The following is a 12,579-nucleotide window of genomic DNA, read 5'->3' as shown; positions in this document are numbered from 1 at the left end:
TGGGAGTCTTGCCGCCAGCTGAATGTGGGGGAAGCCTATTGTAGGCCGCGCCAAGGGCAGCGACTACGCGTGTTTGCCTGGGGCGGAAGTGCCGGCCGGGGACGCGGCAGGAGGCAAGCCAGTATCGGCATCGGCATCGGTGGCGGTTGCAGTTGCAGTTGCAGTTGCGGTGGCGGTGGCAATGCCGGCCTCCCCAGCCTCGCCGGCTGTTTGCGGCAATGCAGCAAACGGCTCGGGCGTCACCAGGGCGGCATCTTGCACATCGGGCCCTTCTTGCTGTGCGCGAGCCGCCGCCAGTTCCTCATCGGTGGGCGCGAACAGCCCCAGCGTCTCGGACTGGCGCATACGCCGCAGCACATCAAGCGGAATCGGATCGGGCTGGCTGTAGTCGTCGATATAGGTATCGAGGCCGTCCATCACGTTGAAATGCGGATCGGCAAACAACGTCTTGAGCGCGGCGCGCTTCACGTTCTCGTCCACGCCGCGCGCGACGAAGCGAGCGATGCTGTCGCCCGGCTGTAGCAAGGCGGCATCGGCTAGCGTGGGGAGCGGTTCAGCGGGTGGGGTAGGTGGAACGGGGTCTGGCAGTGCCTGGGCTACTGGTGCATCCTTGCCGGGAGGCACGGATGATTCCGCCGGCAGGGGTGGCTCAGCCTCAAGCGGCTTGCCGTCGCGCGCCGCGGCCTTGCGGCGGGACCAGCGCGACAGGAAGGAAGCATCGCTCATGCGCGGTCTGCCAGCATCAGTAGCGCGCCCTGTCCTCCGGCGCCTTGAATGATTCCGGGCGGCGGCGTTTCTTGGGCTCGGGGTGGTAGTACTGGGCCACGTAGGCTTGCAGCCACTCCAGCTGCTCAGGGGCCAGCGGCACGTTCTCGACGGTTTCGCCGGCGTCGAGCCAGCGTCCAGCCTCGTTGTAGGACAGTGTCACCGTCACCGGCACCGGCAGCGGCTCGCCGTCTCGCGATGTCGGCACGGCAGCCTGCCCGCCCTCCTCTGCCATTCGCCACAGCACGAACCAGCAGGGCGCGGTGGAAGTGAGGTTGAGGTAATAACCCTCGGCCTCGTCGCGGAACAGCGTGACAGCGTAGCCCGGGTACAGCCAGCGCGCGCCGTGTTCGTCCTGCGCCAGGCAGTGGGGCACGGCGCCAAACTCGCCAAGATCCGGCAGCACGGCGCCGAGTTCCCATTTCCAAGGCTGCCAGCGGCTGGCCAGCGGCACGCGGCGCATCACCACGGCCATGGTCACGCCGGGCCGGCCAGCGGGCACGGCGTCGGGGGCCGGGTTGCCTGCAGCGGAGTCGGCTGGCGTGTCCATGGGGATCAGGTGTTCTGCACCACGATACTGGGGAACTTGCTGGTCATATCGCGGGCGCGGTCGGCCACCTTGATAGCCACCTTGCGCGCCATGGCGCGGTACAGCTCGGCGATCGGGCTATCAGGATCGGACACCACGGTGGGCCGGCCGGTGTCGGTCTGCTCGCGGATCGAGCGGTTAAGCGGCATGCTGCCCAGCAGGTCCACGCCGTAGTCCTCGCACATCTTCTCGCCACCGCCTTCGCCGAAGATATGCTCGACGTGGCCGCAGTTCGGGCAGCAGTAGACAGCCATGTTCTCGACGATGCCGAGAATGGGGATGCCCACCTTCTCGAACATCTTCAGGCCCTTCTTGGCGTCCAGCAGGGCGATATCCTGGGGGGTGGTGACGATGACGGCACCCGTCACCGGCACTTTCTGCGACAGCGTCAGCTGGATGTCGCCGGTGCCCGGCGGCATGTCGACGATCAGGTAATCGAGATCGTGCCAGTTGGTCTGGCGCAGCAACTGCTCCAGCGCCGAGGTCACCATCGGGCCACGCCACACCATCGGGTTGTCCTGCTCGATCAGGAAGCCGATCGAGTTGGCCTGCAGGCCGTGGCCTTCGAGCGGTTCCATGGTCTGGCCATCGGACGACTCCGGGCGGCCATCGATGCCCAGCATCATGGGCAGGCTCGGGCCGTAGATGTCGGCGTCGAGCATGCCCACGCGGGCACCCTCGGCGGACAGCGCCAGCGCCAGGTTGACGGCGGTGGTGGACTTGCCCACGCCGCCCTTGCCCGACGCCACGGCGATCACGTTCTTGACGCCCGGCAGCAGCTTGACGCCGCGCTGCACCGCGTGGGCCACGATTTTCATGCTGACGGCCACGTTGGCATTGGCCACGCCAGGCAACTGGCGCAGCGCATCCACCACTTGTTTGCGGATCGGTTCCAGCTGGCTCTTGCCGGGATAACCCAGCTCCACTTCCAGCGACACATCGCCGCCTTCGACCCGCACATTGCGAGCCGAACGGGTGGACACCAGATCCCGGCCCGTGTTGGGGTCGATCACGGTGCGCAGGACTTCGGTAACCTGGTCGACGGTGAGGCTCAAGACAATCTCCGCTACTGAATATGGGAATATGGGGGAAGGCGCGTACTTTATCAAAGTATGAGCGAAGTGCGGCGCAAGGGTAACGTGAGGGTAATGCGAGAGCGGCAAGCCCAGGATCTACACGTGGAATTACACGCACTTACAACTGTCACAGCAACAGGCTTGTGCACCCGGCACCATCTCCTTATTGTAGTGCGCCAGGAACGCGAGCCCGGTGAATACGGTCCGGGCCCTTGTATTCAGGTGTCTTCCGCGTTATTTCTAGCGGTGTTGCGCGCACCACTTCAAAATCAGCCAAAACGCTTCGTCCTGAAGGAGAAAGCATGAAACTCAAGCTCGTCAGCCTTGCCATTGTCGCCACCCTTGCCGCGGGCTGCGCCACAGAGCAAGGCACCCAGACCGCGGTCGGCACCGGCGTGGGCGCTGCGGTCGGCGCCGGCCTGGGCAACCTGATCGGCGGCAATACCACCGGCACGCTCGTCGGCGCGGCGGTCGGCGGGGCCCTGGGCGGGGCCACGGGTTACAACTGGAACGCAATCCGCGGCAAGCTGAACAAGGACACGGCGGGCACGGGCACGCAGATCACCGAGCAGCCGGACGGCTCGCTCAAGGTGAACATCCCGAGCCAGGTGACCTTCGATACGGACAGCGCCACCATCAAGCCGTCGTTCCGCTCGGTGCTCGACCAGGTCTCGCAGACCCTTGCCCAGCAACAGGACGTCTCCGCCACCGTGGTGGGCCATACCGACAGCACCGGCAACCCGAACTACAACATGCAGTTGTCGCAGCGCCGCGCCCAGAGCGTCGCAACCTACCTGGGTGACCGAGGCGTTGCCCGGACCCGCCTGGCAGCCGAAGGACGGGGCCAGACCCAGCCGGTCGCGGACAACGCCACCGAGGCCGGGCGCGCACAAAATCGCCGGGTCGAAATTTATTTGAAACCAATTCAGAGATGATGCGGTCATAGAAATAGGTACCGCTTGTCACCGTTGCTGGCTCGCGATGGGTGGCTGACCTCCCGGGCGGTACCTGATTTCTCCTCCTTTTCCGTTGTGGAAAGCTGCGCCGGCTCTGACCGGCGCTTTTTTTGTCCTCAGTTTATTGAGCGCCTCTTGCGTCACTAAATACCACTCGAAGCCCTCTCTTCCGCCTGCGCGCTGCCGCAGTGCACGCGCTGCCCGCCCCGCTTGTTAGAATAGCCCTCTCACGGTGCCCGCCCGACTTTGGTGGCGACGCCCCCCGCCTTACCGTCCACCCCCCTCCTGACCGGCAATTTTTCCATGACCGCACGTCGCATCCTCGTTACTTCTGCCCTGCCCTACGCCAACGGCCAGATCCATATCGGCCACCTGGTGGAATACATCCAGACCGACATCTGGGTGCGCTTCCAGCGCATGATGGCGAACGAGGTCTACTACGTCGGCGCGGACGACACGCACGGCACCCCGGTGATGCTGCGGGCCGAGAAGGAAGGCATTACGCCCAAGCAGCTGATCGATCGCGTGTGGACCGAGCACAAGCGCGACTTCGACAGCTTCATGGTGTCGTTCGACAACTACTACAGCACCGACTCGGATGAGAACAAGCAGCTCTCCGAGAAGATCTACCTGGCGCTGAAGGCCGAGGACCTGATAGCCGAGCGCGAGGTCGAGCAGTTCTACGACCCGGTCAAGAACATGTTCCTGCCGGACCGCTTCATCAAGGGCGAATGTCCGAAGTGCGGCGCCAAGGACCAGTACGGCGACTCATGCGAAGTCTGCGGCACGACCTACGTGCCCACCGACCTGAAAAACCCGTACTCGGTGGTGTCGGGCGCCACCCCGGTGCGCAAGTCCTCCGCGCATTACTTCTTCAAGCTGTCCGACCCGCGCTGCGAAACCTTCCTGCGCGAGTGGGTGGCCGACCTGGCCCAGCCGGAAGCGGCCAACAAGATGCAGGAATGGCTGGGCGCCGAAGGCGAGGCTTCCACGCTCTCGGACTGGGACATCTCGCGCGATGCGCCCTACTTCGGCTTTGAGATTCCCGGCGCTCCCGGCAAGTATTTCTACGTGTGGCTGGATGCGCCGATCGGCTACTACGCCAGCTTCAAGAACCTGGCCGAAAAGAAGGGCATCGATTTCGACGCCTGGGTAGGCCCGCACTCCACCGCCGAGCAATATCATTTCATCGGCAAGGACATCCTGTACTTCCACACGCTGTTCTGGCCGGCCATGCTGCGCTTCTCGGGCTACCGCACGCCCACCAACGTGTTTGCCCACGGCTTCCTGACGGTGGACGGCGCCAAGATGAGCAAGTCGCGCGGCACCTTCATTACCGCGCAGAGCTATATCGACACCGGCATGAACCCGGAATGGCTGCGCTACTACTTCGCCGCCAAGCTCAACGCCAGCATGGAAGACCTCGACCTGAACCTCGATGACTTCATTGCGCGCGTGAACAGCGACCTGATCGGCAAGTACGTCAACATTGCCAGCCGCGCCGCCGGCTTCCTGGTCAAGCGTTTCGACGGCGTGGTGGACGAGGCCGCGCTGGCCAACCCGCTGCTCAAGCAATTGCGTGAAGCCGCGCCGCAAGTGGCACAGTTCTATGAAGCCCGCGAGTACAGCAAGGCGCTGCGCCTGGTGATGGAGCTCACGGATTCGGTGAACGCCTTCGTCGACACGGAGAAGCCGTGGGAGCTGGCACGCGACGAAAGCAAGCGCGCGGCCCTGCACGCTGCGTGCTCGGTCTCGCTGGAAGCCTTCCGCCTGCTCACCGTCTACCTCAAGCCGGTGGTGCCGCAAATGGCCGCGGGCGTGGAGCGATTCCTCAATATCGAGCCGCTGGACTGGCGCGGCATCGACAAGCAACTCTCGGCTTCGCGCCCGGTGCAGCCGTACTCGCACCTGATGACGCGCGTGGATGCCAAGCAGGTCGACGCGCTGCTGGCCGCCAACCGCGACTCGCTGCAGGCCACCGCGCCCGCCGGTGAAGCGGATGCCGCCGCTGCGTCGATCGAGCCCATCGCCGACACCATCACAATCGACGACTTCGCCAAGATCGACCTGCGCGTGGCCAAGATCGTGGACTGCCAGAAGGTGGAAGGATCGAGCAAGCTGCTGCAGCTCACGCTGGACCTGGGCGAAGGCAAGACGCGCAACGTCTTCTCCGGCATCCAGTCGGCCTACACGCCCGAGCAGCTGGTGGGCAAGCTCACCGTGATGGTGGCCAACCTGGCTCCGCGCAAGATGAAGTTCGGGCTGTCCGAGGGCATGGTGCTGGCCGCATCGGCAGCGGATGAGAAAGCCACGCCGGGCCTCTGGATCCTGGAGCCGCACGAAGGCGCTGTGCCGGGCATGCGCATCGGCTGACCCGCGGGGGCGGTGAGGCGCGCCAGCGCTGAGCCGCCAACGCGCCATGGCGCCGGCGCCGATTGACGCCACGCCCCCGGGAAGCCCATACTGCACCCATGCCCGACAGGGTGTTGATGGGATTTCCTGGCATGCCCGACAGCGTTCCCGGCCACGCCCCCGCCCCCGCTGGCACGCCAGCGCCGCCCGCTGGCGGCAGGCCGCGCCTACGCCAGCCCTTCCCCCTCGCCGCCTTCCACCCGCGCCTGCTCGACAGCCTGCGCGACTACAACCGCGCCCTCTTCTTCAAGGACCTCGCCGCCGGCCTCACCGTGGGTGTGGTGGCGCTGCCGCTGGCGATGGCCTTTGCCATCGCCAGCGGGATGCCACCGCAGGCCGGCCTGTTCACCGCCATCATCGCGGGCTTCCTGATCGCCGCGCTGGGCGGCTCGCCGGTGCAGATCGGCGGTCCCGCCGGCGCCTTCATCGTCATCGTCTACGGCATCGTGGCGCGCTACGGCGTGGCCAACCTGCTGATCGCTACCATCCTGGCGGGCGGCCTGCTGTTCGCCATGGGGCTGTTCCGGCTAGGCACCCTGATCCGCTTTATCCCCGTGGCCATCGTGATCGGCTTCACCAACGGCATCGCCGTGCTGATCATGGTCTCGCAGATCGCCGATTTCCTTGGCCTGCAAACCGGCAAGCTGCCTGGCAACTTCCTTTCGCAGATGCGTGTGCTGGGACGCGCCCTGCCCACGGTGTCCTGGCCCACGGTAGCACTGGCGGTCAGCTCGCTGGTGGTGGTGGCAGGCTGGTCGCGCCTGGCCCTGCTGGCAGGCAAGCGCTGGCGCCCCGTATCGACGATTGCGGCAAACCCGGCAAGCCCGTCCAATGCGCACGGCCGCCTTGGCCGCGCGCTGGCCATGGTTCCCGGCACGGTGACAGCGCTGGTGCTAGCCACCGCGGCCAATGCCCTGCTGCACTTGCCGGTGGAGACCATCGGCACGCGCTTCGGCGGCATTCCGCAGGGCCTGCCGCCGTTTGCGCTGCCGCAACTGAGCTGGCAACTGGTCCAGCAACTGGTGGCGCCCACCCTGACCATCGCCCTGCTCGGCGCCATCGAATCGCTGCTCTGCGCACGCGTGGCCGACAGCCTGATCGACGACCGCCACGATCCCAACCAGGAACTGATGGCGCAGGGCATCGCCAATATCGTCACGCCGTTCTTCGGCGGCCTGCCGGCCACGGGCACCATCGCCCGTACCGTCACCAACGTACGCAGCGGTGGGCGCACGCCGGTGGCTGGCATGATCCACGCCGCCACGCTGCTGCTGATCGTGCTGGTGGCGGCGCCACTGGCCAGCGCCATCCCGCTCGCCACGCTGGCCGCCATCCTGCTCTACGTGGCGTGGAACATGGGCGAGTGGCATGTGTTCGGGCTGACGCACCTGAAGCGCTACAGCAACAACTACCGCATCATCCTGCTCGGCACCTTCGTGCTGACCGTGGTGTTCGACCTGACCGTGGCGGTGCAGGTGGGACTGGTGCTCGCCTGCCTGTTCTTCATCTACCGCATGGCCGCGCTCACGCAGATCGAGGCGATCGCGCCAGCCGCGCTGCCCCCGGCGGCCGACGGCAGGCCGCTGCCGGCCGGCGAGGTGGCGGCCTATCACATGACCGGCGCGCTCTTCTTCGGCGCCGTCAACAAAGTGGAAGCGCTGATCGACCCCCGCGACCGCACGCAGCCGGTACCGGCGGTGCTGATCCTGGACGTGGGCAAGCTGGTGGCACTGGACACCACCGGCCTGGACACGCTGGACGCCTTGCGCAAGACGCTGGCGCGGCGTGGCGGCACGCTGGTGCTGTGCGCCGCGGCAGCACAGGTGATGTCGCTGATGCGGCGCGCGGGCTTCCTGGAACAGATGGGCACGGCAAACTATTGCGACACGCTGGCCGCAGCCTGTGCCAGGGCCGGCGTCTTGCTCGCAGAGCGGGCCGAGCGGCCCGCGGCAGGCTAACCGCCCTGCAGCCTCTCGTCGCTGCGCGAGGTGTGCGTTACCTTGCCGTCAGCGTTGAAATGCACGTTGAAGAACGCCTTCTCCTGCGCGCTTTCCCACCAGCGGTAGCCCCACACCTCTTCCTTCTTGAGCGCGAAAGCTTCCACCTTGGTAGGCTTGCCGACCAGGCGGCGGATATCGTCGCGGCTCATGCCGGCGCGCACGCGCGCGAAGTTCTCCGCGGTCAGCACCTGCTCGATCGCGCGCACCTTGCCATCGGCGCCGATCGTCACCATCCAGGTGGTGGCGCCTTCCGGGCCGCGCGGGTATTCCAGCCGGCGGCCGCCGTCCTCTTCTTCCCAGGTGATCTCCGGGCGCCCGGCCTGTTTGCGCACGTCGTCCTCGCTGGATTCGCCCACCACGATGCCCTTGAACAACTGGCTGTCGGGCTTGACCGAGTTCCAGGTGGCGTGCGCGGTATCGCCCGCCTTCTTCATCGCTTCGTCGACCTTTTGCTGGTCGCACCCGAACAGGGCAAGCACGGAGGAAATCAGTCCCATGGCGGCAAGGCGTCGGTAAGACGCGGCAGTGACGGAGGTGGCGGAGGTGGGCGGCACGCAGATCATGGCGCGTGTCTCAGGGCTGCGCGGGCGCGGCTGCGTCCGTTGCATTGCTGTCGGCATCCTGGCTGGCATCGGTCTGGCTCCTCGCGGTTCCGGCGCGGCTGGACGCGCCCGTGAACAAATTACCCCAACTGTCGAAGCGGCGGTTAAACAGCACCGAAAGCCCGTTGATCGAGCCGCCCTTGGCAATCAGCGACCAGCGCCGCGAGAATGCCCAGGTCAGCTTGACCACGTTGCTGGCACTGGTCAGGCTCTGCTCATAGCCCGCCGAGATCTTTTCGGTCACGGCCTTGCCCACGCTGACCACCTGCTGGTCGTTGAGGCCGGCCGTGCTTGGCCCGATCGAAAACTCGTCGATGCCCAGATGCTGCACGATCCCCTTGCCCGCGCGCCCGCCCAGCATGCCCAGCGCGGCACCGCCCAGGGCCCCCGCACTCAGTTGCTGCTGCTGTCCGGCCGCGGCGCCTTCCGCGCCGTAGCCGAACATGAGCCATGACAGCTTATCCTCCTCCGGCACATTCGGCTCGGACACCAGCTTGACGCGCGGCAGGCGTACCGTGCCGGTCACCTCCACCCCCGCCTCCACTTCCTGGTTGCGGCGCATGGCGCGGATATTGAGGTTGGGATTGTCCACCGGCCCGTTGAAATTGACGATGCCGCGCTCGATGTTGAGCTTGCGCCCGAACGCTTCATAGGTGCCGTCGGTCACGCGGATGGTGCCGGTGGCGCGCAGCGGCGTCAGTGGGGCGCTGCGCACGCCAAGCTGCCCGCCCAGGCGCAGGTCCGCGCCGGCCCCGCGGAAGCGGAAATTGTCGCCAAGGTCGAGCGTGAGGTCGATCAGCGGGCTGAAGCGGCTGGCCGGCTTGGCCTCCGGCACCGGCGTGGCGGCGGTCTTGATCTCGCGCTGGTCGCGGCGGCGCACCACCACTACGTCGTCGCCCAGCTCCGGGGCGCCGGCCTTGGGCAGGTCGAACAAGCCGCGATCCACGCGGAACTTGCCGCGGATCACGATCTGGCGATTCTCGTTGGCGATGCTGGCATCACCGGAAATGATCAGCGTGCGCTCGGGGCTGGCAAAGAGCTGGAGCTTGTCGGCCACGATCTTGCCCGTCAGGTTGGGATCGGTGTCGCCCAGTTTCACGTTGCCGGTGGCCACGATCTTGCCGTCGCCGCCGCGGAACTCCACCTGCTTGAGCTCGATGGTGTTCTGGTCGAGCACCACGTGCACGATGCCATCGGTCAGCTGGATACCCAGGTCGTAGAGCGTGATGGCGATGCCGGTGCCGTCGATGTTGCCGGTAACGAGGGGCTGCCCGACGCTGCCCGCCAGTTGCAGGACTGCCGCCAGCTTGCCATCGAACGCGTATTGCGGGCCGCTCAGCGCCTCCAGCGACTTGATCTTCGGCACATCCAGCGAGACCTTGCCCGCCAGCGTGGAAGCCGGCGTCACCGTCATCAGGCCCTGCTCCTGGATCAGCCCGGCGGAGGCGTCTACCACCACCTTGCCGACCCGTGCGGCCTCGATGCCGCCTTTCAGGTTGACGCGGCTGCCGGCAAACTCGGCGCGCAGCGCGGTTTCTCCCAGGCCCAGCGCGGTGTAGCCCCGCCCGGCGCTCACCGAGACGTCGCCGCTGCGCCGGCGCAGCTCGGCAAAGCCGGAGGCAGACTCGGCCAGCGTGATGTTCCAGCGGCCGTCCAAGACCAGGTCCGAGCGCACCGGCGGCGCCTCGCCCGTCAAGGCCTCGGCCAGGCGCAGCACGTTGGCCACCTGCAGGCCATCGAGGTTGCCCTGGGTGCGGACGCGGCCGTGGTCGAAATCGAAGCTGTCCACAGTCACGCGGGCGCGCTCGAACTGCAGGCTGGCCGCGCCGAGATGCACGCGCTGGTCCGCCACCTGCAGTTGCGTCGGCGCGATCAGCCGCACGTTGACCGTGCCGCGCTCCTCCAAGGAGCCGATGGTGCCCTTCCAGCCGGCCGCCCCCTGCCAGGCGCCCTGCCCCGACAAGGCGAGTTGCATCGGCTTGTCGTGCAACGCGCCGGCCGTCTTCAGGTCGAAGGCATGGCTGGCCTGGGTGCCGCTGAGCGAGGCATCGAGCGTGCGCAGCGTGGCGACCGGGCCGCGATAGTCGCGGGCGTTCAGTTTCAGCGCGAGCGTGCCGTTCAGCCCCCCGCGCAACTCGGCGCTGCCGCTGGCGCTGGCCACGTGGTGCGGGCCCACCACCAGCGACTGCGCGGCATAGCTGGCCACGATCTCGGGCCGCGCCAGCGTGCCGGTGATGTCCGCGTCGAGCTTTAGCACGCCGGCCACGCCGAACTTGAGCCGATCGAGCTGCGGCGCGTCCACATGCACTTTCAGGCGGTCGCCGCGCGCGCCAAAGCTGCCGTTGATCTGGGCCTGGTTGCCGGCCATCTCCAGCGTGGCCTGGCTCGGCAGCAAGCGCTCGCCTGCCAGCCGCAGCTTGCCCTCGCCACGCATCGGCAGCCCTGCATAGACGCTGTCGCGCACCGCGAAGTCCAGCGCCACGCGGTGCTCCGGCGCTAGCGTGCCGCTGGCGGTGAAGTCCGCATTGATGCGCCCGGGCGCCACCTCGGCCACGCGGGCCGGGTCGAAATTGATCAGCTTGCCCTTGAAGCTGAAGGGCTGCGTGTCCTTCAGCGACAGCTTGCCATCGGCGTTAAGCGTGCCCGCGCCGATGCCGGCACGCAGCGAGGTCAACGTCACTGCCTCGGCATCCAGATGCGCATCGGCAAAGAGCTTGTACTCGCCGCCGGCCAGGTCCAGCGCCACGCTCTGGCGGCCGGGCTCCATCCGCAAGCTCACCGGCCCGGACAAGCGCACGCGCTTCAGGCTGCCATAGAGGGCCTGCGGGTCGAGGTCGCGCACGTCGAGGTCGAAGCCGCCGCGGCCATCGCGCAGCGCACCGCCGCCGCGGATCTCGCCGCCGCCGGCCAGCGCCACGTGCAGGTCGCGCACCATCTGCGCCACCTCGCTGACCTCGATATGCGCTTGCACCGATTCCACCGGCAGGCGCTCGGCGTCGAGCTTGCCGGCCTCGTGGTTGACGATGCGCACGTCGCCCGCCACGCGCAGGGGCGCGCTGTCGTGGGCGCTGCCAGGCTTGGCGGCGGGCGTGGAGGCCGACGTTGCAACTGCCGATGCCGATGCCGGCGGTGCCGCCGGGGCGCTGGCCGCTGCGCCCGGCACCGGCGTAGCCGCGCCATCCACCGGGCGCAACTCGGCCTGCACGGAAAGATTGGCACGCGGTGCCGAGGGGCTGAACAAGCGCGGATTGATGTGCTCGCCATTGACCAGCACATGGGTGAACGGCACCTTGCCAAACGGCGTCAGGTCCGCCTCGGCGCGGCCGCGCAGGCGATCACCGCTGGCCTCGGCTTGCGCGTGCAGCATGGCAAGCGAGCCACGCACATTGGCGCTGATGCTAAAGGATTCCCTCTGCCAGCTGCCCTCCAGCAGCGCGGCGCCGTTCAGCGCAAACGGCGCCTGGCCGGCGATCTGCGCATTGGCGGCCAGCTTGCCGTATGGCGTGACCAGCCGTTCCACGCTGATGCGGTGGCGTTGCCCGTCGGAATGCAGCGAGCCCGCCAGGTCGCTAAACACCATCTCGCTGGGCGTGGCCGGCGGCCCTTGCAGCAAGGTCAGGCGGTCCAGCGTGAGCGTATCCACGTCCACTGCCAATGGCAGTTCGAGCGATTTTGGCAAGGTGGCGGGCGCGCTGTCAGGCTGCGACGGCGGCAGGTGCAGCGTGACGGCGCCCACGCGCAGCGCGCTGACATGCAAGCGGGTCGGCGACCAGCCAAGCGCCCAACTGCCGTCGACACGGTCAATCGTCACCCGTGTCTCGCCGCTGGCAAACACCACATCGCGCAACCGCAGGCCATGCGCCACCGTGCCGCCTTCGAGCTTGCCAGACAACGCGCCTGAGGACAGGCGCGTGGCCAGCGACCACAGCTGGCGCGTGCCGGCCTCCGTACGCAAGGCTTGCACCACCGCCGCGAGCGCCGCCAGCACCAACAACAGCAGCACCACGACGCACCAGGCCAGCCAGCGCCCGAGGCGCGTGCGGCGCGGCCGTGCCGGCCCGGGCGGAACATCGCCGGAGGCGGGCACGGGAGGCATGTCGGGAATGCTCATGTGGCAAAACCCCTGCAACTGCGTTCATGGAGGCCGCCGTGCTGGCGGCCGGGCCGCATCGTCATCGT

The 12,579-nt window shown here is 67.4% G+C and carries 8 protein-coding genes; 3 read left to right on the top strand and 5 right to left on the bottom strand.

The window, feature by feature from the left end:
• Window positions 1–63: 63 nt before the first annotated feature.
• Genes AC1RQC_RS38380 through apbC form a run of 3 tightly spaced genes read right to left on the bottom strand, consistent with a single transcriptional unit; the run spans window position 64 to window position 2,409 of the window.
• Complete coding sequence (locus AC1RQC_RS38380) at window positions 64–726, bottom strand: DUF3306 domain-containing protein (RefSeq protein WP_492886598.1); 663 nt, start codon at window positions 724–726, stop codon at window positions 64–66.
• Between the two features lie 16 nt (window positions 727–742).
• Complete coding sequence (locus AC1RQC_RS38375; RefSeq protein WP_492810796.1) at window positions 743–1,315, bottom strand: DUF3305 domain-containing protein; 573 nt, start codon at window positions 1,313–1,315, stop codon at window positions 743–745.
• Window positions 1,316–1,320: 5 nt separating this feature from the next.
• On the bottom strand, window positions 1,321–2,409 hold the full coding sequence (gene apbC / locus AC1RQC_RS38370) for an iron-sulfur cluster carrier protein ApbC (protein ID WP_492374972.1): 1,089 nt from the start codon (window positions 2,407–2,409) through the stop codon (window positions 1,321–1,323).
• 323 nt (window positions 2,410–2,732) lie between these two features.
• Here apbC and AC1RQC_RS38365 point away from each other — a divergent pair, with 323 nt between their 5' ends.
• The 3 genes from AC1RQC_RS38365 (at window position 2,733) to AC1RQC_RS38355 (ending at window position 7,756) form a co-directional block, all read left to right on the top strand.
• Entirely contained in the window at window positions 2,733–3,365 is a 633-nt protein-coding gene (locus AC1RQC_RS38365) for a YiaD family glycine zipper/OmpA-like lipoprotein (RefSeq protein ID WP_150984015.1), read from the top strand.
• A gap of 324 nt (window positions 3,366–3,689) precedes the next feature.
• Window positions 3,690–5,759, top strand: a complete 2,070-nt coding sequence (gene metG, locus AC1RQC_RS38360) for a methionine--tRNA ligase (protein WP_492374971.1) — start codon at window positions 3,690–3,692, stop codon at window positions 5,757–5,759.
• A 131-nt stretch (window positions 5,760–5,890) separates the two neighbouring features.
• Entirely contained in the window at window positions 5,891–7,756 is a 1,866-nt protein-coding gene (locus AC1RQC_RS38355) for a SulP family inorganic anion transporter (protein ID WP_492810792.1), read from the top strand.
• On the opposite strand, the gene bamE is transcribed toward AC1RQC_RS38355, so the two are convergent.
• Complete coding sequence (bamE, locus tag AC1RQC_RS38350) at window positions 7,753–8,295, bottom strand: outer membrane protein assembly factor BamE domain-containing protein (RefSeq protein ID WP_043352217.1); 543 nt, start codon at window positions 8,293–8,295, stop codon at window positions 7,753–7,755. The genes AC1RQC_RS38355 and bamE overlap by 4 nt on opposite strands.
• 76 nt (window positions 8,296–8,371) lie before the next feature.
• Window positions 8,372–12,511 (bottom strand): translocation/assembly module TamB domain-containing protein, encoded by a 4,140-nt coding sequence (locus tag AC1RQC_RS38345; protein WP_492886596.1) that lies wholly within the window; start codon window positions 12,509–12,511, stop codon window positions 8,372–8,374.
• Window positions 12,512–12,579: the final 68 nt, after the last annotated feature.

The sequence above is a fragment of the Cupriavidus sp. GW822-FHT03E04 genome (assembly GCF_058801495.1).
Note: the sequence above shows the minus strand (reverse complement) of the source record. Positions and strands in the feature narration are given on the sequence as shown.

Bases quoted from the DNA above. Each gene is read 5' to 3' on its own strand.
- AC1RQC_RS38380 (WP_492886598.1), bottom strand. From the start codon at position 726: ATGAGCGATGCTTCCTTCCTGTCGCGCTGGTCCCGCCGCAAGGCCGCG.
- AC1RQC_RS38375 (WP_492810796.1), bottom strand. From the start codon at position 1,315: ATGGACACGCCAGCCGACTCCGCTGCAGGCAACCCGGCCCCCGACGCC.
- AC1RQC_RS38365 (WP_150984015.1), top strand. From the start codon at position 2,733: ATGAAACTCAAGCTCGTCAGCCTTGCCATTGTCGCCACCCTTGCCGCG.
- metG (WP_492374971.1), top strand. From the start codon at position 3,690: ATGACCGCACGTCGCATCCTCGTTACTTCTGCCCTGCCCTACGCCAAC.
- AC1RQC_RS38355 (WP_492810792.1), top strand. From the start codon at position 5,891: ATGCCCGACAGCGTTCCCGGCCACGCCCCCGCCCCCGCTGGCACGCCA.
- bamE (WP_043352217.1), bottom strand. From the start codon at position 8,295: ATGGGACTGATTTCCTCCGTGCTTGCCCTGTTCGGGTGCGACCAGCAA.
- AC1RQC_RS38345 (WP_492886596.1), bottom strand. From the start codon at position 12,511: ATGAGCATTCCCGACATGCCTCCCGTGCCCGCCTCCGGCGATGTTCCG.